This is a genomic window from Phenylobacterium sp. (genome assembly GCF_030693405.1).
Taxonomy (GTDB): domain Bacteria; phylum Pseudomonadota; class Alphaproteobacteria; order Caulobacterales; family Caulobacteraceae; genus Phenylobacterium.
Window position 1 is genome coordinate 72,948 of sequence record NZ_JAUYAW010000072.1, and the last position, 18,680, is coordinate 91,627.

Below are 18,680 nucleotides of genomic sequence, written 5' to 3' on the forward strand. Positions count from 1 at the left end.
GTCAACGGCAATCGCATCGAATATGATGACATTCGACGCGCAATCGGAGACGCCTATGGACCGCGACTGGACAGCCTACACAAAGGGCCTGCTACGGGCGGAAATGGCCCGACGCCAGATCACCTATAAGGGCCTGGTGGACAAGCTGGCGGCTATCGGAATCAGCGAGACAGAGGCCAACCTTCGGAACAAGATCAGCCGGGGAAGTTTCACCGGGGCGTTCTTGATCCAATGTCTAAGCGCGATGGGCGTTACTACGCTGCACTTGGAGGGCTGATACTCGCTCTCTTAGCCGGGGCATCCATAGCCCAAGACGCACTGAAAGGCGTGCCCAGCGCTGGAAATGAACAGAGCGCCCAAGATCAGGCCGCACACGCCAAAAAACCTGCCCAAGCGCCTCTGCCAGCGCCCATCCCAGCTTCGGAGCAGGCCGTAGTAGCCACCGCCAGTGAAGGCGACGCCGAGGCCACCGAAAATGGCGGCGATAAGCCTAGCTTCATCCGCGACCCGATTGGATGGCTTGGGGCTTGGATATTCGACCCGGACAATTTTTCCGACTTCTTGATGGTGCTGTTTACGTTCGCCCTGACGTTTGTCGCCTTCAAGCAGCATCAGCTTGAGGAAAGGCTCGCCGATGAAACGACCGGCACCGTCCAAACAGCCAAGGACAGCGCCGAAGCCACTAAGCTGATGGCCCGGGTTCAGATGGCCGCCATGCGTGCGCAAGTGTCCCCCGTCGAATACCAGATAACCCAGGTTTCTAAGGCCGGTGATCCGGCAGAAGCCTTTCTCGTCCGCGTCGGATGGCTCAACACTGGAGCGACCGCAGCACAGAATTGCATTGTCCAGATTGCCGCCGAGATCATTGGCCTGGAGGTGGAAGTCCCAGAATTCTTCCCAGACGAGGGAGCCCCCGGCGTGGCCGCTGTGCCCCCGCAGCTCCCACTCCACTCCAACTATCTGCACATAATGGCTGGGGACATTGATCGGGTGATCCGAAGCGGTGATCGGCTCATTCTGTGGAGCAGATGCGACTATAACGACGTGTTCGAGCCCGAAAGGACACGCGTCTCCGAGGTGTGCGTCCAAATGCATTTCATGGGTGACGTAACCGACTTGCTCGACGGGAACCCGAATGGCGACCGATACCGGTTCCGCTGGCAACCAGTTGGCCAGCAGAATTACTCCACCTAAGAGAACTCCTAACACCATGGGGTCCGCTCCTTAAATTGGAGCGGCATTTGGAGCGCAACACTTCCGGGGATGTTCGCGACCGCATCTGGCGGCAGTCGCATCGTCCTTGGTGTGTTTGCTACATAATGCCGGAGTTTTCCGCCCAGGCCCTGGACAGCCTGCGTCAGCCGCTCGAGACCGGCGAGGTGGTGGTGGCCCGGGCCAACGCCCATGTGCGCTATCCGGCGCGATTCCAGCTGGTGGCGGCGATGAATCCCTGCCGGTGTGGCGTCGGCGGGCCGGGCCGCGGCGCCTGCGGTCGGGCGCCCCGCTGCCAGAGCGACTATCAGCGCAAGATCTCCGGCCCGATGATGGACCGCATGGACCTGGTGGTTGAAGTGCCCCCCGTCACCGCCGCTGACATGGCCCTGCCGCCCCCGGCCGCCGGCACCGCCGAGGCTGCCGCCCGGGTGGCCCAGGCGCGACAGGTCCAGCTGGAGCGGGCCGCGACCGCAGGCGAGAGCGCCGCGCCGCTGAACGCCCAGGCCTCAGGGGAGCGGCTGGAGGCGATCGCCAATCTGGACGGCCCCGCCCGCGCCCTGCTGTCCAGGGCGGCCGAGGGGGCGGGCCTGACCGCCCGGGGCTGGACCCGCACCCTGCGGCTGGCGCGAACGATCGCCGATCTGGAGGGGGTGGAGTCGGTCCGGCGGGTGCATCTGGCCGAGGCGCTGATCTACCGCCGGGTTTCCGCCGAGGGGTCGAGCGTCCTGGCCGGTTGATCCCGATGAACCCAGGCGCCCACGGCCAGGGAGGTCAGGGTGAGATAGCTCCAGATCACCAGACCCCAGCGATAGGGCAGGGCCGGCACGCCCTCGTCCACCCCCATGGCCACGTGGGTGACGATGCCCAGGAGCTGGAACGCAGTGGCGAACAACAGCCACAGGCGCTCTGTGGTCAGGGCGAGGAACAGCAGATAGGCCAGAAACAGCGCATCGACCCCCAGCACGCCCCACTGGAGCCCCAGGGCGTCACGGTCGTAGGCCAGGGGCGTCAGGAACCAGGCGGCCACATTGGCCACCGCCACCCGCTTTTCCGGAATCCCGCCCCGCCAGAGCGCGGCGCCGGACACCAGGATCATGGCGATGAACCAGATCTGCTGCGGGAGAACGGCGAAATACAAGGCTGAGGTCCCCAGGTCGGTTCACGCCCGCCAGGGTGGCAGAGGCCGGCCCCCAATCATAGGCGCCGGCCTCAACAGGGTGGGGCTGATCAGGCGGCGTTGGTCTCGCCGACAGCGCGCAGGGACGGCGCATGGATGGGTTCGCCGGGCTTGGGCGCCCCGTCGCCATAGAGCACAGCGCCCAGGCCAATCTGCTTCTGGGCGATGCTCAGCTCCTTGTGGGCCTCAATGACCGCGCGGCGGGCCTCAGCCAGGGCGCTGATGGAGCGGCTCGTCCATTCGACGGCTTCCTGCCCGATCAGGGCCGAGAGGCCGGCCTGGGCCCGTAGGCCCGGCATGACGCCGGCCAGAGCGGCGGTCTTGGCCAGGGCGGCGTCGATGGCGGTTTCGGCCTCGAAGAGGCTGGCGGCGACCTGGTCGGCGTACATGCGGCGTTGCTTGAGCATGGGGTCTCTCCGTCCCGCCGGCTGTGCCCGGGGGAATGTTGGGGTGATCTTCGGTTAGGTCGGTGGCGCTGGCGACACCGGGGGCGCGCCTCAGCGCCCCTCGGCGGTGGTCAGACCAGCGTGGACAAGGCCTGAAGCCCCGCCAGAACGCCCCCGAAGGCGAGGGCCGAACCGATGGCGATGGCGAGGATCAGGCCGATCCGCGCGGTCGGGCCTAGGCCGCCGGTGCTGCCGTCTCGCCAGGATGGAAGTTCTCGTCCAGCAGCACCCAGGTGAGGCAGAGGATTTCCCGCATCACCATCTCCGGGGGCTTGAACGCCGCCAGCTTGCGGGTGGCCGACACCAGATGCGTCACCATGTCGGCCTGGACCGACGAGGCCGCCAGATCCGTCAGCTGACGCTCCAGCTGGTCCCAGGCGAAGCCCGGCATCGACTCCGCCTGCGGCGAGGGTTTCGGCCACTTTTCCTCGAAGGCCTCGATCTCGCGTCTGAGGTGCAGGGCCCGGTTCACCGACGCCCGCCGATCCTCGCCATTCCAGTGCTTCATGGGTCTCGCCTCCTGATGAGGCTTCACCCGACCATGCCGGCGGCGATCGGTCTGTCCTGACTGTGTCCTGTCCTGACGCGATCAGGACAGACCCGGCCGCAGCCCCGCCCTCCCGCTCATGGTCAGCCAGCAGTCGGGCGGCGTGGTAGCGGTCATTGACCCCCAGCTTGCGCCGCGCGCGGTCGCAATAGGTGTCCACCGAGGTCTTGGACATCCCCAGCTCGCGGGCGATCTGCTTGGAGCTGAAATGGCGATCCACCAGGCGCAGGCACTCCCGTTCCCGCGCGGTCAGCAGTTCCACCTGTTCAGTCATGACCCTTCATCCCCAATGGATGGTTTCACTACACGCTATGCGGGGGGCTGCGTCCATCACCCGCCTTCAAACGTATAGCAACAGATGGGATCGCTCAGAGGTTGAGCGTCAAGATGGAGCCGGAGATGAATTTGACGGAGTCGGATGCGAAGACGGACGTCGACGGCGTCGATCGGGCGATCGGCGCCCGGGTTCGCGCCCGCCGTCGATCCCTCAGCATGAGCCAGTCCGACCTGGCCGAACGGCTGGGAGTCTCCTTCCAGCAGGTTCAGAAATACGAACGCGGCGCCAACCGCATCTCGGGTTCCACCCTGGTGGCCGCCAGCCGCGCCCTGCAGACCACGGTGAGCTGGCTGGTGGGCGAAGAGACCCACGAGAGCGCGCCGCCGGATGAGGCCTTCACGGCCCTGATGACCCCGGGCGCCCTTGAGATGCTGGAAGCCTACCGGGTGATTCCCCGTTCCCGGGCGCGACAGGCCCTGCTCGCCCTGGCGCGGGAGATGGCCCGCGAGGACGAGCCTCAGCCAGGGCTTTGACGGGCCGTTAAATCCGGCGGGACTAGGCTGGCGACATGGGAACGCCAGCCGACCACATCGATGGATCCGCCGCCGATGGCGAGCAGATCAGCACGGGGCAACTCGCCGCCCTCAGCCACGAATTCCGCACGCCCTTGAGCGGCGTGCTCGGCATGGCGCGTCTCCTCGAGGGGACGCGACTGAGCGCCGAACAGCGCGCCTATGTGAGCGCCATGCGCGACTCCGGCGAACATCTGCTGGGCCTGGTCAATGAACTGCTGGACTTCGCCCGCCTGGGCGCCGGCAAGGTCGAGCTGCGCGCCGCCCCGGTTCCGGTGGAGGAGCTGCTGCGAGCGGTCTGCGAACTGCTCAGCCCCCGGGCCCACGAGAAGGGCCTGGAGATCGCTTGGGCCTCGCCGGACGCCGAGGCGGTTCTGTTGGCTGACGAAAGCCGCCTGCGGCAAATCCTACTCAACTTCGCCGGCAACGCGGTGAAGTTCACCGCTAAAGGCGGTGTCCTGCTGGGGGCGGCGCCTGCGGGCGAGGGACGCTGGCGCTTCACCGTTACGGATACGGGCCCCGGCGTCAGCCAGGCCGCCCGGGACCTCATTTTCGAAGCCTTCGCCCAGTCTGATCCCAGCCATCAGCTGACCGGGTCTGGCCTGGGCCTGGCCATCGCCCGGCGCCTCGCCCTGGCCATGGGGGGAGAGGTGGGCGTCGAAACCGCGGCCCATGGCGGCGCGGTGTTCTGGTTCGAGGCGCCGTTCGAGACCCTGGCCGGACCGACGGCGGTCCCGTCACGACCGCTCGCCGGCCTGCGGGTCGGGATCGCCTCTCCCAACCTCGTGGTGCGCGAGGCCGCCAGTCAGCAGGTGCTGGCCTGCGGCGGGACACCGGTGGTCGCCGCCCAGGTAGAGGAGCTCTTGCCCCTGACCGGTCCGCACGACGTCCTGCTGCTGGACCACGCGCTCGGCCAAGGGGGGCGCAAGGTGCGCCGCCCCTTCGACCGCCCGGCCCTGATCCTGCTGGCGCCGGAGGAGCGTGACCGCATCGCCCGCTACCGGGCCTCCGGATTCTGCGGCTATCTGATCAAGCCCCTGCGGCGCGCCTCCCTGGCCGAGCGGGTGCTGGCGGCCCTGCAGAGCGCTTCCGACCAGGCTCCGGCGCCCGACGATGACCGGGTCGCCCCGGCGGCGGCGCCGGGCGCCAGGGTGCTGCTGGTGGAGGACAATCCGGTCAATGCGCTGCTGGCCCGCACCCTGCTCGGCCGAGAAGGCTGCAGCATCGATCACGCGCTCACCGGCCATGAGGCCCTGGCCGCCCTGCAGGTTGGCGCCTACGACCTGGTGCTGATGGACATGCGCCTGCCCGACATTACGGGCGAGGAGACCACGCGCCGCCTGCGCGCCGCCGGCGTCGAGACCCCGGTGGTCGCCCTGACGGCCAACGCCTTCCAGGAGGACCGGGAGGCCTGCATGGCCGCGGGCATGAACGACTTCCTGGTCAAGCCCCTGGCCGTGGAGGCCCTGCGAATCGTGCTTTCCCGCTGGGCCCGGCGGTCCCTGGACGCCCCGGTCTGGACGGAAGCCGCAGGGCGCGCCAAGGTCGGCTGAATCTGGCGGGGCGTCCCGCCTCGGGGGAGACGCCATGAACACCCAAGACGCCGGCCAGACGCCTGCGCCCAAGCCCAGCATTTGGTCGGCCCTGACCGTCTACGGCGAACGCCGGGCCCTGATCATGCTGGCCCTGGGCTTCGCCTCGGGCCTGCCCAACCTGCTGATCTTCGACACCCTGTCGGCCTGGCTGCGGGAGTCGGGCCTGTCCCTTCAGGTCATCAGCATCTTCTCCCTGGCGACGCTGGCCTATTCCATGAAGCTGCTCTGGGCCCCGCTGGTGGACCGGACGAAGATCCCGTGGCTCACCGACCGGCTGGGCCATCGGCGATCCTGGATGCTGGTGGCCCAGGCCGCGGTGATGATCGGCCTGTGGCTGGTGGCCGGCGGCGATCCGGTGCGCAACCTTGGCATGATGGCCCTTCTGGCGGTGCTGGTGGCCTTCGCCGGCGCGACCCAGGACATCGTCATCGACGCCTGGCGGATCGAGGCGGCTGGCGAAACCCGTCAGGGCGCTTTGGCGGCCGCCTATCAGTGGGGCTACCGCATCGCCATCATCGTGGCCGGCGCCATACCGCTGATTCTGGCCCAGCAGTACAGCTGGAACGTCTCCTACCTGGTCATGGCCGCCCTGATGCTGGTGGGCGTGGCCGGCGTCCTGGGCGCCCCGCGGGAAGCCCAGCACATTGTGCGCGCCATCAACCTGGAGGGCGTGCCCTCACGGCCCGGACTTGAGCTCCCCGAATGGCTGGCGCGTCTGACCCTGGTGGTGGCCGGCGCCATCGTCCTGGGCTCCGGCCTGGCCGGTTCGGCCGACATCCTGGCCCAGGGGCTCGGCGCGATCGGCCAGGCGGGGGCTGGCGAGTCCCTGGCGGCGGCCTGGACGAGCCGGCCCTGGGGGGTCTTCCTGCAGGTGGGCGCCGTGCTGGCGGGCGGCGGTCTGATCGTGCTGGCCGCCTTTCCGATACCCGGCTTCCGCACCCGACCGGGGGTCTATCTCTCGGCGGCGCTGTTTGATCCCTTCATCGACTTCTTTGATCGCTACCGGGGGACCGCGGCCCTGATCCTGGCCCTGATCTGTCTCTATCGGCTGGCGGATTTCGTCCTCAACATCATGACCCCCTTCTATCTCGACCTGGGCTTCACCCTGGTGGAGATCGCCGAGGTGCGGAAGGTGTTCGGGGTGGCCATGTCCATGCTCGGCGTCTTCCTGGGGGGGCTGGCGGTGGCGAGGTTCGGCCTGCTCCAGGCCATGCTGATCGGCGCCTTTGCAGGTCCGTTGAGCAATCTGATCTTCGCCTGGCTGGCCCTGAAGGGGGCTTCGCTCCCCGCGCTGTTTGTCGCCATCGGCGTGGACAATGTGGCCGGCGGCTTCGCCGGCACCTGCCTCATCGCCTACATGTCCAGCCTGACAGGCCACGGCTTCACCGCCACCCAGTATGCGGTCTTCTCGTCCTTCTACTCCCTGCCGGGCAAGCTCCTGGCCTCCCAGTCGGGCCGTATCGTCGAGAGCACAGCGGCGGCGGCTGAGGCCGGCGGCGTCATGGGGGGACTGCGCGGCCTTTTCGCCAGCCTGCCGGCCGAGGCCTATGCCGGGGCCATGGAGAAGTCTGGGGTTAGTCCCGCCTCGCTGGGCACAGGATATCTGCTGTTCTTCGTCTATTCGGCCGCGATCGGGGTGGTAGGCATCGTCCTGGCCTTCATGGTCGCCGCGCGCCAGAAGCCGCTGGCCCCTCAGCCCGCAGAGGGCGAGGCCGACGGGGCTGCGGCCTTGCCGCCCGGCTGATCCGGCGCTTTCGGCGCCGCGCCCTCCGGCAGGGCTTCCGGGGCCGGCATGGCTGCCGGCGTCCCGCGACCCGGCCGGGCGTTGACGGCGTCCGGCGCGATGCAGATCACCTGGGCCACCCGCAGGTCGCGGCGCAGATTGTCCGCCACCCGGCCGTAGTTTTCGGGGGTGACCGGCTCGCCCACGGCGAAGTTGGCCGCCTGACGGCCCGAGGCGTTCAGGGCGGTCAGCACGGTTTCCGGCGAGGTGGTGTAGATCCGGCCCCGGCGCGGCGCCTCGGCCACCGTCACCCCGATGACCCGGCCGCCGCTGTCCAGGGCCGGCGCCCCCGACAGCCCCGCCAGGGTGCCGGTGAGCCCATCTGTGCGACCGGTCTCGGCCCAGACGAGAACGGACTCCGTTCGCTCGCCCCGGCCGCGGACCACGAGGTTCTCGCGGCCCAACAGGCGCGAGGTCGCCTCGCCGGCGCGACCCTGGGGATAGCCCGGGTGGAAGGCCCGGTCCCCTCGGCGCAAGGTGCGGTCCAGGCCAAGCGGAAGGGCCGGGGCGCCGCCCTCGGTGATCAGGATGGCGGCTTCGCCCCGGGGGTCGATGAACACTTCGGCGTCCACCCCGCGGCCGTCGGCGACCATGATGGCCGCATGGCTACAGCCTTCCACCACATGGCGGGCGGTCATCCAGACGCCGTCGTCAGAGACCGCGAAGGCCGTGCCGGCCCCGGGCTCGGCGGTCTGCGGCACCTCGACCACCACGGCCGGATCGAAGGGGGACGCGGGCCCGAGCGGCAGGCCTTCCTCGCCCGGCACCGGCGGCGGCGGCGGCGGCGCAGCGGCGTTCTCCTGCCGGCCAACGGCCGAGATCAGGAGGGCCAGCACCACGGCTGCGTAGACGAGCCAGTCCGGAAGACGGGGAAAGTGCATCAGGCGGTCAGGTCGCCACGGCTGCGGCGAGGATCAGGGCGGTAGCGAGCTTGGCGCCCACCAGCAGAGCGGCGGCGGCGACCTCGCCCTCCTGGATCCGCTGGGGCAAGCCCCGCAGCAGCAGGTCCACCAGCCGGAAGACCAGCAGCTGGACCATCACCGTGGAGACCCCCCAGATGATGATCTCCACCAGGGAGGTGGACGAGTTCAATGACAGGGCCAGGGGGGCGGCCAGGCCCACCAGCACGCCGCCCAGGGAGATGGCGGCCGCAGCGTTGCCGTCGCGGATCAGGGCGACTTCCTTGTGTGGGGTCAGCAGCACATAGAGCGCGGCCCCCAGGAACAGGATCAGCACCGCCACGCCGGCGTGCAGCAGGGTCGTGGGAAAGCCGATGGCGAAGGCCTGGATTTCCGGAGACTGAAGGTCGGGGGGCATACGGTCTCACCTCGGCGGGGTCGGGAGGGGGATGGTTAGCACGAGGGCCGCAGGCCACGGCAAGCAGTTCAGGCCGCAGGTGCGTCCTTCGCCTCTGACGCGAGGGGTTCGGCAGGGGAAAGCGCGTCCGTCGCCTGGGCCAGACGCCGCCGCTCGCTGGCGCGCATCTTCTCGCTCTCCGACTTCAGCTGGCCGCAGGCGGCCAGGATGTCCCGGCCCCGGGGAGTGCGGATGGGCGAGGCGTAGCCGGCCCGGTTCAGCACCGCGGCGAAGGCCTCGATGGTCTTCCAGTCCGAGCAGGCATAGGGCGAGCCCGGCCACGGATTGAACGGGATCAGGTTGATCTTGGCCGGGATGCCCTTGATCAGGTTGAGCAGGGCCTTGGCCTCGGCCGGGCTGTCGTTCACGTCCTTGAGCATGACGTATTCGAAGGTCACCCGCCTTGCGTTGGACAGGCCCGGATAGGCGCGGATGCCGGCCATCAGCTGGTCCAGCGGATACTTCCGGTTCAGGGGCACCAGCTCGTCGCGCAGCTCATCATTGGTGGCGTGCAGGGAGATGGCGAGCATGGCCTGGGTCTGGTCGCCCAGGGGGATCAGCTCCGGGACCACGCCCGAGGTCGACACCGTGATCCGGCGGCGCGAGATGGCGATGCCCTCATTGTCGGCGATGATGTCGATGGCGGCGGCCACATGGGGCAGATTGTAGAGCGGCTCGCCCATGCCCATGAAGACGATGTTGGAGAGCCGGCGGTCTTCCTTGGGGCTCGGCCACTCCTCCAGATCGTCCCGGGCCACCTGCACCTGGGCGACGATCTCGGCCGCCGTCAGATTGCGCACCAGGGCCTGGGTGCCGGTGTGGCAGAAGGTGCAGTTCAGCGTGCAGCCCACCTGGCTGGAGACGCAAAGCGCGCCGGAGCGGCCCACATCGGGGATGTAGACGGTTTCGACCTCGATGCCCGGCGCCATGCGGATCAGCCACTTGCGTGTGCCGTCCCGGGAGACCTGGCGCTCGACCACCTCGGGACGGGAAAGCGTGAAGGCCTCGGCCAGGGCCGCGCGGGTCTCCTTGGCCACGTCGGTCATGGCGCCGAAGTCGGTCAGGCCATAGTGGTGGATCCAGCGCCACAGCTGGGTGGCCCGCATCTTGGCCTTGTCGGGCCGGACCACGCCGGCCTCGATCAGGGCCGCGGCCAGCTGCGGCCGGGTCAGCCCCGACAGGTTCGGCCGGGTCGGCGCGGCGGCGGACGCCGCGCGCGAAAGATCGAGGGTGACGCCCAAGGGTCTGAACTCGCTGTCTGGAAGGTCCTCCAATATAGGCGAGGCCGCGTCCGGGGCCAACTCGCGGGCGATGACGCTGGGGAAGTCGCGATGGTGTGGCCCTTCAAACAAATGTTCGTCCGCGACCTTCCGCCGCCGCCGGGGCTGGGTTAGCGTCCGCGCCAATTGCGCAAATCGGACGTGGGAGAACGACATGAAGGCAGTGCTGAGCAAGGTGACGGGCGGTCCGGACGCCCTGGTCGTCGAGGACATTCCCGCGCCCGTAGCCGGTCCCGGCCAGGCGCTGATCTCGGTGAAGGCCGTCGGCGTCAACTTCCCCGACGTGCTGATGATCGAGGACAAGTACCAGTCGCGGCCGCCGCGCCCCTTCTCGCCGGGCGGCGAGCTGTCCGGCGTCATCAAGGCCGTCGGCGAAGGCGTCACCAATGTAAAGGTCGGCGACCGGGTTCTGGCCAATACCGGCTGGGGCGGCATGGCCGAAGAGGTGGCCCTGCCGGCCAACCGTCTGTGGCACATCCCCGACAGCATGCCCCATGACGAGGCTGCGGCCTTCATCCTGACCTATGGCACCTCGTTCCACGCCTTGAAGGATCGCGGTCGGGTGAAGGCCGGCGAGAGCCTGCTGGTCCTGGGCGCCGCTGGCGGCGTCGGCCTGGCGGCCGTCGAACTGGGCAAGGCCATGGGCATGCGGGTCGTGGCCGCCTGTTCCAGCCAGGAGAAGGTTGATCTGGCCATCAAGCACTGCGCCGACGAGGGTGTGGTCTATGGCCGCGGCCCCTTCGACCGCGACGGCCAGAAGCAGCTGTCGGAACTGTTCAAGTCCAAGGCCGGGCCGAACGGCTTCGACGTGATCTATGACGCCGTGGGCGGCGACTATGCCGAACCGGCCCTGCGCACCATCGCCTGGGAGGGCCGCTATCTGGTGATCGGCTTCGCCGCCGGCGAAATTCCCAAGATCCCGCTGAACCTCACCCTGCTGAAGGGCTGCGAGATCGTCGGCGTGTTCTGGGGCACCTGGGCGGCCAAGGATCCGGAAGCCTTCGCCCAGAGCGTCAAGGACCTGCTGGATCTCTATGCGGCCGGCAAGATCAAGCCGCATGTCTCCGAGCGCTTCCCTCTGGAGAAGGGCGCCGACGCCATCGCCCACCTGGCCAGCCGCAAGGCCATGGGCAAGGTGGTGGTCACCGTCGACTGATCGCCGCGACCCTGATCGCGTGGGCGGCGGGCGGAAGCATCTTCCCCTGCCGCCCATCCCGCTTTAGTGATCGACGATCACATAGATGAGGCGCCGACGTCCGTGCGAGCGCCCAAAGGGGAGATGCGTCATGGCTGGACGTCTTGAGGGCAAGGTTGCGGTGATCACTGGCGGATGCTCCGGCATCGGCCTCGGGACGGTTGAGCTGTTCGTCGCCGAGGGGGCCAAGGTGGTGGCCGCCGACATCCAGGACGAAAAGGGCGCCATGCTGGAGGCGCGCTTCGGCGAGCATGTCCGCTACGCCCACTGCGATGTCACCTCCGAAGACGACATCGCCGCCGCCCTGAAGCTGGCCGACAGCGCCTTTGGCGGCCTCGACATCCTGTTCAACAACGCCGGCATCTCCGACCGCATGGGGGCGATCACCGAGGTCACCGCCGAGGGCTGGGACTGGATCTTCTCGGTGCTGGTGCGTGGGCCGGCGCTGGGCATGAAGCACGCCGCCCCGATGATGATCGCCCGCGGCGGCGGCTCGATCATCAACACCGCCTCCATCGCCGGCCTGCAGGCCGGCTTTGGCCCCATCGCCTATTCCACCGCCAAGGCCGGCGTCATCCATATGAGCCGCGTGGCCGCCGCCCAGCTGTCGCGCCAGAAGGTGCGGGTCAACGCCATCTGCCCGGGCCTGATCGCCACCTCGATCTTCGGCGCGTCGCTGGGTCTCCCCCGCGAGGTGGCCGACCAGATGGCCGCCCGGGTCGAACAGGGCGCCGCCAGCGTCCAGCCGGTGCCCAAGGCCGGCCTGCCCGGCGATATCGCCCAGGCTGCGCTTTACCTCGCCTCGGACGCCTCGGCCTTCGTGTCAGGGACCCACCTGGTGGTGGACGGCGGCATCACGGTCGGCGGCCGCCACAGCTGGGACACGGCCTCGCCCTCGCCCTTCGTGCAGATGTTCGGCGAGGACTCGCCGTTTGCGCCACCTGCCGCACCGGCCGCGTCCTGAGGCGGGGCGGTTGAGCGAGGACAAGCCGTCCCGGACGCCGCTGGCGCCCAATGTCCACGGGGCTCTGTGGATGGTGGCGTCAGCGCTCGGCTTCACCGTGATGACGACGCTGATCAAGTTTCTCGGCGACGATTATCCGGCGGCCTTGCAGACCTTCTACCGGCAGGTGGCGGGGTTCGTGATCCTGATCCCCTTCATCATCAACCGCCGGGGCGCGGCCTTCGCCACCACGCGGCCCGGCATCCTGCTGTTCCGCTCGGCGGCGGGCACGCTGGGGATGATCCTGTCCTTCTACGCCTTCCAGAAGATGCCGCTCGCCGACGCCAATGCGTTGTCGTTCACCCGCACGCTCTGGCTGGTGCCGCTGGCCTTCTTCATTGTGCGCGAGCCGGTGGGGCCAATGCGGATCGGCGCGGCCCTGGTGGGGTTCGCCGGCGTGCTGATCATGGTGCGGCCAGGCGCTGGCGGCGAGTTCGCCATCGGCTGGCCGGCCGCGGCCATGCTGGCCTCATCCTTCCTGTTCGCGCTGACCATCACCGGCATGAAGGTGATGACCCGGGACCACAGCCCCATGGTGCTGCTGGTCTGGTCGGCCACGCTCGGCCTGGTCTTCGCCCTGCCCGGCGCCCTGTTTGTCTGGCGCTGGCCCGAGCCCTTCGACCTGTTCCTTCTGTGCGTCATGGGCGTCGTCGGCACCCTGACCCAGGGCTTCTACATCAAGGGGATGTCCATCGGCGACGCCGGCGCCATGGCCCCCATCGACTATATCCGCCTGGTCTTCGCCGCCGGCGCCGGTTTCCTGCTGTTCAATGAGCTTCCGACCATTTGGACCCTGCTCGGGGCCGCGGTGGTGGTGATCTCAACGCTTTCCATCACCTGGCGCGAGCAGCAGCTCGCCAAACAGGCCCGGATCAGGGCTGCGGCCGAGGTCTAGCCCTTAGCCTTGTCCTCGGCCTGTCGATCGAGGAAGGCCTGAGCCTCAGCCTTGTGGCGGGGTTTCACATAGCGGCCCACCAGGGCCAGCATGGCCCCGAATACGGCCGCGTCATCGGTGAAGCCGACCACCGCCAGGATGTCGGGGATCGCATCGGCGGGCATGACGAAATAGGCCAGCCCGGCCAGCATCATCCCCTTGGCGGCGCTGGGCGTGGCCGGGTCACGGGCGCAGAACCAGACGGCGATGGCGTCGGCGGCGAAGGGGATCTTCGAGGCGGTCCGCACGATCTTGGGCCAAAAGCCCCGCCGCACCCGCTCTTCATTGACCTTGACGACGGCGGGCACGAGGGCCCGCCTCGGATCCAGCGCCTGGGTCGGATCAAATCCGTCAGTCTTGACGTCGGGTGATACTTTAGGCCGCGCGATCATCAGGATAAGCCAGTTTCAGGTTGCATCATTAAACGCATCAGGAGGCGTAGCGTCCATGAAACTTGATTCCTCTGTCGCCGCCGTCGTCACCGGCGGCGCATCGGGCCTCGGCGAGGCCACGGTCCGCGCCCTGGCCGCCCATGGGGTGAAGGTCGCGATCTTCGACATGAACGCCGACAAGGGCGAAGCGGTCGCAAAGGATGTCGGCGGCGTGTTCTGCAAGGTCGACGTCACCGACGACGCCACCGTCGAGGCCGGCTTCGAAAAGGCCCGCGCCGCCCATGGTCAGGAGCGGATCCTGATCAACTGCGCCGGCACCGGCTTCGCCGCCAAGACCGCCAGCCGCGACAAGACCACCGGCGAGACCAAGTCGCACCCGATCGCCATCTTCGAAAAGATCGTCCAGATCAACCTGGTGGGCACCTTCCGCTGCGTGGCCAAGGCCGCCCAGGGCATGCTGTCGCTGGAGCCGCTGGAAGACGGCGAGCGGGGCGTCATCGTCAACACCGCCTCGGTGGCCGCGGTCGATGGCCAGGTGGGCCAGGCGGCCTATTCGGCGTCCAAGGGCGGCGTGGTCGGCATGACCCTGCCCATCGCCCGTGACCTGATGAACGACGGCATCCGCGTGAACACCATCCTGCCGGGCATCTTCAACACCCCGCTGATGAACGCCGCGCCGGAGAACGTGAAGGCCGCCCTGGCCGCCTCGGTGCCCTTCCCCAAGCGTCTGGGCAACGCCGAGGAATACGCCTCTCTCGCCGTGGAAATGTGCCGCAATGGCTACTTCAACGGCGAACATGTCCGCCTCGACGGCGCCATCCGCATGCCGCCGCGCTAAGACTGGGATCGCAGCCGGGGTTTCCCCGGCTGCGACGTTGCGCCACAGTGAGGGCCTGAAGTAGCCAAATCCCTCACTGGGGGTGCGTATCCAAATGATGGCCACCTGGGCCCAGCGTTTCGCCACCGCCATCGAGCGGCCTGCGATCGCCTATGGGATGGTCGCCGGTGCGGTCGCCGCAGCGACGGCCGCACAGGGCGTTGTTGAACTCGCCCTGACCGCGCCGCCGGCCTTCATGATCTATTACCCGGCGATCATTTTCGCCACCGTGGTCGCCGGCGCCCGGGGCGGGCTGACGGCTGTGGGGCTGAGCGCCCTGGTGGCGGCGACGCTCTGGCCGGCCGAAGCCCGCGCAGGGGCCAGTCTACCTGTAGCGTTGGGCCTGTTCGTGCTCACCGGCGCCCTGACGGTCGCTCTGGCCAAGCCCCTGCGGGTGGCGATCCGCCGCGGCGCCACGGTTCAGGAGCGCTTTCGCCTCGCCCAGCAGGCGGCCAAGGACAGCTTCGTCATCCTCGACCCGATCTATCAGAGCGGCGCGCTCGTGGACTTCGTCTGGGTCTACGCCAATGCGGCGGCCGATCGGATGGCGCCGGCCGGCGTCGAAACCCTGGTGGGCCGCCGGGTGCGCGAGGTGTTTCCCGACGAAACCGGGCAGGACATGTTTCAGCGCCTGAGCCGGGCGCTGACCCAAGTTGAGCCCGATGATGTGGAGGTTCTTCGCGTCATCGACGGCCAGGAGCACTGGGTCCGGTCCAGCGCTCTGCGGGCGGGCGGCGGCGTCGCCGTCACCTTCCGCGATGTCACCGAACTCCGGCGAACGGTGGAGACCCTGCGTCGCGGGGAGGCGCGGGTGCGCGCCTTAATCGAATCTCTGCCCCAGCTGATGTGGGTGAGCGACGCCCAGGGCGCCTGGACCTTCGCCAGCCCACAGTGGAGCGAGTTCACCGGCGGCGCGCCGGGCTCGGCCCTGGGCGATGGCTGGCTGCAGTCTGTCCACCCGGAGGACTGCGACGCCGTGGCCGAGGCCTGGCGCCAGGCGGTCAACGGCGCCTTGCCCTTCGCCCCGGAGTTTCGCCTGCGGCGGGCCGATGGCGCCTGGCGGTGGTTCCACGGCCGGGCGGCCGTCCTGCCGGACGCCGCTGGCGGGGTCCGCAGTTGGTTCGGCTCGGCCTCCGATATCACCGAGGTGGTCGAGGCCCGTCAGGACCTGGAGGCCCGGGTCGCCGAACGGACCCGGGACCTGGAGGCCAGCCTGGAGGCCCGGGCCCGCACCGAGGCGGCGCTCGCCCAGGCCCAGCGCCTGGAGACGGTGGGCCGGCTCACCGGCGGCGTGGCCCACGATTTCAACAACCTGCTGACCGTGGTCATCGGCGGTCTGGACATGATGCTCAAGGACCCGGCCGACACCGCGCGGGTCACCCGCCTGGCCAGCGCCGCCCTGGCCGCGGGCCGGCGGGGCGAGCGGCTGACGCGTCAGCTGCTGGCCTTCTCCCGCCGCCAGGAGCTGCGCCTCGACAATCTGGCGGTGGCGCCGCTGGTCGAGCAGATCGAGCCCCTGGTCCGCCGAGCGGCCGGCGAGGCCATCGCCCTGACCATCGACTGCCCGCCGCAGGTCGGGGCGGCGAGGCTGGACGCCGCCCAGTTCGAGGCGGCCCTGCTGAACCTGGTGGTCAACGCCGCCGACGCCACCCCGCCGGGCGGCGAGATCCGGATCGAGGCGGCGCGGCAGGCCCTGGTCGAGGGCGAGGTGCATGAGGCGCAGGCCGGCGACTATGTCCGCCTGTCGGTGAGCGATACGGGGTCGGGCATGGCGCCCGACGTGCTCGAACATGTCTTTGAGCCTTTCTTCACCACCAAGGAGACCGGCAAGGGGACTGGCCTTGGCCTCGCCCAGGTCTATGGCTTCATCCGCCAGTGCGGCGGGGCGGTGGATGTCCGCAGCGCTCCGGGGGAGGGGACCACGATCAGCCTCTACCTGCCGGCCGCCGACCGCGCCACGGCGCCGGCCCCCGAAGTCGAGGCCGCTCCGGTGGCGGCCGGCATAGACGGTTTGCGCGTCCTGCTTGTCGAGGATGACGATGCGGTCCGCGCGGTCACCCAGAGCCTGCTGGACGAGTTCGGCTGCCGGGTGGAGACGGCGATCAACGGGGTCGAGGCCCTGCGTCGTCTGGGCCAGGATGCGGACTTCGATCTTGTTCTATCTGACATCGTCATGCCCGGCGGGGTCAGCGGCGTCGATCTCGCCCGGCGGCTGAAGGCGGTCCATCCGGGCCTGCCGGTGGTGCTGACCACGGGCTATAGCGGCGAGACCCTCGATGACCCGGACGAGGCGCAGGCCTGGCCTATTCTGCGCAAGCCCTTCCGCGCCGAACAGCTCAGCGCCATGGTCCGCCAGGCGGCCGGCGTGGTCTAGCCGCGCCTATCGCCGGCGCAGGCCGCCCAGCATGCCGCGGACGATCTCGCGGCCGATCTGGCTGCCCACGGTGCGCAGCACCGACTTGGTGAAGGCCTCGCCCAGGCTCTGGCGGCTCCCGCCGCTGCTGCGGCTCCGGCGGGCGGGTTCGCGGGGCTCGGGCGCCGCCTTGGCCGGCGGGGCTGCGGCGGCGCTCTCGGCGGCCCGGGCCTGCAGGCGCTCATGGGCGGAGTCGCGGTCCTTCACCTCGTCATAGAGACCCCGCACCGGGCTCTGGGCCATCAGGGCGCTTCGCTCAGCCGTCGTGGCCGGACCAAGCCTTGAGGCGGGCGGCCGGATCAGCGTCTTCTGGACGACGCAGGGCGCGCCCTTTTCGTCCAGCAGGGAGACCAGGGCCTCGCCGACGCCCAGGCCCTGGATCGCCTCGGCGGTGTCGAAGTCCGGATTGGCGCGGAACGACTGGGCGGCGGCGCGCAGCCCCTTCTGGTCGGCGGGCGTATAGGCCCGCAGGGCGTGCTGGATGCGGTTGCCCAGCTGGCCGAGCACGCTGTCTGGGATGTCGGCGGGGTTCTGGGTGACGAAATAGACCCCGACCCCCTTGGAGCGGATCAGCCGGACCACCTGTTCGACCTTCTCCAGCAGGCCCTTCGGCGCGTCACGGAACAGCAGGTGGGCCTCGTCGAAGAAGAAGGCCAGGCGCGGCTTTTCCGGGTCGCCCACCTCGGGCAGCTCCTCGAACAGCTCCGACAGCAGCCACAGGAGGAAGGTGGCGTAGAGTCTCGGCGAATTGATCAGCCGGTCGGCGGCCAGGATGTTCACATGGCCCCGGCCCGAGCCATCGACCCGCATCAGGTCCGAGAGGGCCAGCGCGGGCTCGCCGAAGAAGCCCGCGGCGCCCTGGTCTTCCAGCACCAGAAGCTTGCGCCGGATCGCCGCCAGGCTGGTCTTGGCCACCGCCCCATAGCGGGCGCTGATGTTGGCGGCGTTGTCGCCCACAAAGCCCAGCACCGCCTGCAGGTCCTTGAGGTCGAGCAGCAGCAGGCCCTCTTCGTCGGCGACGCGGAAGGCGACGGTCAGCACGCCCTCCTGTACGTCGTTCAGCTCCAGCATCCGCGACAGCAGCAGCGGGCCCATCTCCGAGACGGTCGCGCGGATCGGGTGGCCCTGCTCCCCGAAGAGGTCCCAGAACACGGTCGGCGCGCCCAGGGGAGCGATCTCCAGCCCCATCTTGGCGGCCCGGGCGATCAGCTTTTCGTTGGGCGCGCCGGCCATGGCGACGCCTGACAGGTCGCCCTTCACATCGGCGGCGAAGACCGGCACGCCGGCGTCCGACAGGCCCTGGGCCAGGATCTGCAGGGTGACGGTCTTGCCGGTGCCGGTGGCGCCGGCCACCAGGCCGTGGCGGTTGGCCCGGTCCAGCCGCAGGAACAGGGTCTCTTCGCCCCCCAGGCCTACCAGAACACCGTCTGCGCCGCTCGCCGTCATCCCCGTATCCCCCCGTTGTTCAGAGTCAGGCTAGCGGCCCGAACTCGGATCGGCCAGTCGCGGCGACAATCTCCGTGTGGGGGCATTTTCGCCCCCGGACGCCTGGTCGCACTGCGATAATCTGCCCGTGTCTGTGCGACATGTCGGCGCCGCCGTGCAAGCCGATTGACGG

17 protein-coding genes and 3 pseudogenes are annotated in these 18,680 nt (G+C 69.1%); 11 read left to right on the plus strand and 9 right to left on the minus strand.

Annotated features, from left to right (window positions below; all coding sequences use genetic code 11):
- The first annotated feature begins 55 nt into the window (after positions 1–55).
- From Q8N19_RS15385 to Q8N19_RS15395, 3 genes and pseudogenes are all read left to right on the plus strand, one after another.
- Positions 56–277, plus strand: a complete 222-nt coding sequence (locus Q8N19_RS15385) for a DUF6471 domain-containing protein (RefSeq protein ID WP_305592151.1) — start codon at positions 56–58, stop codon at positions 275–277.
- Positions 278–327: 50 nt separating this feature from the next.
- On the plus strand, positions 328–1,194 hold the full coding sequence (locus Q8N19_RS15390) for a hypothetical protein (protein WP_305592153.1): 867 nt from the start codon (positions 328–330) through the stop codon (positions 1,192–1,194).
- Positions 1,195–1,319: 125 nt separating this feature from the next.
- A pseudogene (locus Q8N19_RS15395) lies at positions 1,320–1,952 on the plus strand (ATP-binding protein); the annotation flags it as partial.
- Here Q8N19_RS15395 and Q8N19_RS15400 read toward each other — a convergent pair.
- The 4 genes and pseudogenes from Q8N19_RS15400 to Q8N19_RS17015 form a co-directional block, all read right to left on the minus strand.
- The gene (locus tag Q8N19_RS15400; RefSeq protein WP_305592155.1) at positions 1,907–2,353 is read right to left on the minus strand and encodes a hypothetical protein; all 447 of its coding nucleotides are present in this window, start codon (positions 2,351–2,353) and stop codon (positions 1,907–1,909) included. The pseudogene Q8N19_RS15395 and the gene Q8N19_RS15400 sit on opposite strands and share 46 nt — an antisense overlap.
- Positions 2,354–2,442: 89 nt before the next feature.
- Complete coding sequence (locus tag Q8N19_RS15405; RefSeq protein ID WP_305592157.1) at positions 2,443–2,799, minus strand: hypothetical protein; 357 nt, start codon at positions 2,797–2,799, stop codon at positions 2,443–2,445.
- A gap of 214 nt (positions 2,800–3,013) precedes the next feature.
- Entirely contained in the window at positions 3,014–3,346 is a 333-nt protein-coding gene (locus Q8N19_RS15410; RefSeq protein ID WP_305592159.1) for a hypothetical protein, read from the minus strand.
- A gap of 142 nt (positions 3,347–3,488) precedes the next feature.
- A pseudogene (locus Q8N19_RS17015) lies at positions 3,489–3,659 on the minus strand (response regulator transcription factor); the annotation flags it as partial.
- 125 nt (positions 3,660–3,784) lie between these two features.
- On the opposite strand from Q8N19_RS17015, the gene Q8N19_RS15415 reads away from it, so the two are divergent.
- From Q8N19_RS15415 to Q8N19_RS15425, 3 genes are read left to right on the plus strand one after another with little or no spacing between them, the layout of a single operon-like run.
- Positions 3,785–4,195 (plus strand): helix-turn-helix domain-containing protein, encoded by a 411-nt coding sequence (locus Q8N19_RS15415; protein ID WP_305592161.1) that lies wholly within the window; start codon positions 3,785–3,787, stop codon positions 4,193–4,195.
- 35 nt (positions 4,196–4,230) lie between these two features.
- Positions 4,231–5,787 (plus strand): response regulator, encoded by a 1,557-nt coding sequence (locus tag Q8N19_RS15420; protein ID WP_305592162.1) that lies wholly within the window; start codon positions 4,231–4,233, stop codon positions 5,785–5,787.
- A 34-nt stretch (positions 5,788–5,821) separates the two neighbouring features.
- Entirely contained in the window at positions 5,822–7,573 is a 1,752-nt protein-coding gene (locus tag Q8N19_RS15425; protein ID WP_305592164.1) for an MFS transporter, read from the plus strand.
- A gap of 95 nt (positions 7,574–7,668) precedes the next feature.
- Here the strand turns inward: Q8N19_RS15425 and Q8N19_RS15430 are convergent.
- The 3 genes and pseudogenes from Q8N19_RS15430 to rlmN form a co-directional block, all read right to left on the minus strand.
- A pseudogene (locus Q8N19_RS15430) lies at positions 7,669–8,493 on the minus strand (serine protease); the annotation flags it as partial.
- 7 nt (positions 8,494–8,500) lie between these two features.
- A complete protein-coding gene (locus Q8N19_RS15435; RefSeq protein WP_293322683.1) occupies positions 8,501–8,929 on the minus strand; it encodes a DUF350 domain-containing protein in 429 nt (142 codons plus the stop codon).
- A gap of 68 nt (positions 8,930–8,997) precedes the next feature.
- Positions 8,998–10,209, minus strand: coding sequence for a 23S rRNA (adenine(2503)-C(2))-methyltransferase RlmN (gene rlmN / locus Q8N19_RS15440; RefSeq protein WP_305592360.1), 1,212 nt, complete (start codon positions 10,207–10,209; stop codon positions 8,998–9,000).
- 193 nt (positions 10,210–10,402) lie between these two features.
- Between rlmN and Q8N19_RS15445 the strand changes: the two genes are divergently transcribed.
- From Q8N19_RS15445 to Q8N19_RS15455, 3 genes are all read left to right on the plus strand, one after another.
- Positions 10,403–11,404 (plus strand): NADPH:quinone oxidoreductase family protein, encoded by a 1,002-nt coding sequence (locus Q8N19_RS15445; protein ID WP_305592167.1) that lies wholly within the window; start codon positions 10,403–10,405, stop codon positions 11,402–11,404.
- 130 nt (positions 11,405–11,534) lie between these two features.
- The gene (locus Q8N19_RS15450) at positions 11,535–12,407 is read left to right on the plus strand and encodes an SDR family NAD(P)-dependent oxidoreductase (protein ID WP_305592169.1); all 873 of its coding nucleotides are present in this window, start codon (positions 11,535–11,537) and stop codon (positions 12,405–12,407) included.
- Positions 12,408–12,477: 70 nt separating this feature from the next.
- A complete protein-coding gene (locus tag Q8N19_RS15455) occupies positions 12,478–13,341 on the plus strand; it encodes a DMT family transporter (protein WP_305592362.1) in 864 nt (287 codons plus the stop codon).
- On the opposite strand, the gene Q8N19_RS15460 is transcribed toward Q8N19_RS15455, so the two are convergent.
- Positions 13,338–13,772 (minus strand): YkvA family protein, encoded by a 435-nt coding sequence (locus Q8N19_RS15460; protein WP_305592171.1) that lies wholly within the window; start codon positions 13,770–13,772, stop codon positions 13,338–13,340. The two genes, Q8N19_RS15455 and Q8N19_RS15460, sit on opposite strands and share 4 nt — an antisense overlap.
- Before the next feature lie 55 nt (positions 13,773–13,827).
- Between Q8N19_RS15460 and Q8N19_RS15465 the strand changes: the two genes are divergently transcribed.
- Together Q8N19_RS15465 and Q8N19_RS15470 are read left to right on the plus strand one after the other, a co-directional pair.
- Complete coding sequence (locus Q8N19_RS15465; RefSeq protein WP_305592173.1) at positions 13,828–14,610, plus strand: SDR family NAD(P)-dependent oxidoreductase; 783 nt, start codon at positions 13,828–13,830, stop codon at positions 14,608–14,610.
- 97 nt (positions 14,611–14,707) lie between these two features.
- Positions 14,708–17,023 (plus strand): PAS domain-containing sensor histidine kinase, encoded by a 2,316-nt coding sequence (locus tag Q8N19_RS15470; RefSeq protein WP_305592175.1) that lies wholly within the window; start codon positions 14,708–14,710, stop codon positions 17,021–17,023.
- A 6-nt stretch (positions 17,024–17,029) separates the two neighbouring features.
- On the opposite strand, the gene Q8N19_RS15475 is transcribed toward Q8N19_RS15470, so the two are convergent.
- The gene (locus Q8N19_RS15475) at positions 17,030–18,508 is read right to left on the minus strand and encodes a helicase HerA-like domain-containing protein (RefSeq protein ID WP_305592177.1); all 1,479 of its coding nucleotides are present in this window, start codon (positions 18,506–18,508) and stop codon (positions 17,030–17,032) included.
- Positions 18,509–18,680: the final 172 nt, after the last annotated feature.

Excerpts from the sequence above, each read along its gene's own strand:
- Q8N19_RS15385 (WP_305592151.1), top strand. The coding sequence starts at position 56 with ATGGACCGCGACTGGACAGCCTACACAAAGGGCCTGCTACGGGCGGAA.
- Q8N19_RS15405 (WP_305592157.1), bottom strand. The coding sequence starts at position 2,799 with ATGCTCAAGCAACGCCGCATGTACGCCGACCAGGTCGCCGCCAGCCTC.
- Q8N19_RS15410 (WP_305592159.1), bottom strand. The coding sequence starts at position 3,346 with ATGAAGCACTGGAATGGCGAGGATCGGCGGGCGTCGGTGAACCGGGCC.
- Q8N19_RS15415 (WP_305592161.1), top strand. The coding sequence starts at position 3,785 with ATGAATTTGACGGAGTCGGATGCGAAGACGGACGTCGACGGCGTCGAT.
- Q8N19_RS15420 (WP_305592162.1), top strand. The coding sequence starts at position 4,231 with ATGGGAACGCCAGCCGACCACATCGATGGATCCGCCGCCGATGGCGAG.
- Q8N19_RS15425 (WP_305592164.1), top strand. The coding sequence starts at position 5,822 with ATGAACACCCAAGACGCCGGCCAGACGCCTGCGCCCAAGCCCAGCATT.
- Q8N19_RS15435 (WP_293322683.1), bottom strand. The coding sequence starts at position 8,929 with ATGCCCCCCGACCTTCAGTCTCCGGAAATCCAGGCCTTCGCCATCGGC.
- Q8N19_RS15445 (WP_305592167.1), top strand. The coding sequence starts at position 10,403 with ATGAAGGCAGTGCTGAGCAAGGTGACGGGCGGTCCGGACGCCCTGGTC.
- Q8N19_RS15450 (WP_305592169.1), top strand. The coding sequence starts at position 11,535 with ATGGCTGGACGTCTTGAGGGCAAGGTTGCGGTGATCACTGGCGGATGC.
- Q8N19_RS15455 (WP_305592362.1), top strand. The coding sequence starts at position 12,478 with ATGGTGGCGTCAGCGCTCGGCTTCACCGTGATGACGACGCTGATCAAG.
- Q8N19_RS15460 (WP_305592171.1), bottom strand. The coding sequence starts at position 13,772 with ATGATCGCGCGGCCTAAAGTATCACCCGACGTCAAGACTGACGGATTT.
- Q8N19_RS15465 (WP_305592173.1), top strand. The coding sequence starts at position 13,828 with ATGAAACTTGATTCCTCTGTCGCCGCCGTCGTCACCGGCGGCGCATCG.
- Q8N19_RS15470 (WP_305592175.1), top strand. The coding sequence starts at position 14,708 with ATGGCCACCTGGGCCCAGCGTTTCGCCACCGCCATCGAGCGGCCTGCG.
- Q8N19_RS15475 (WP_305592177.1), bottom strand. The coding sequence starts at position 18,508 with ATGACGGCGAGCGGCGCAGACGGTGTTCTGGTAGGCCTGGGGGGCGAA.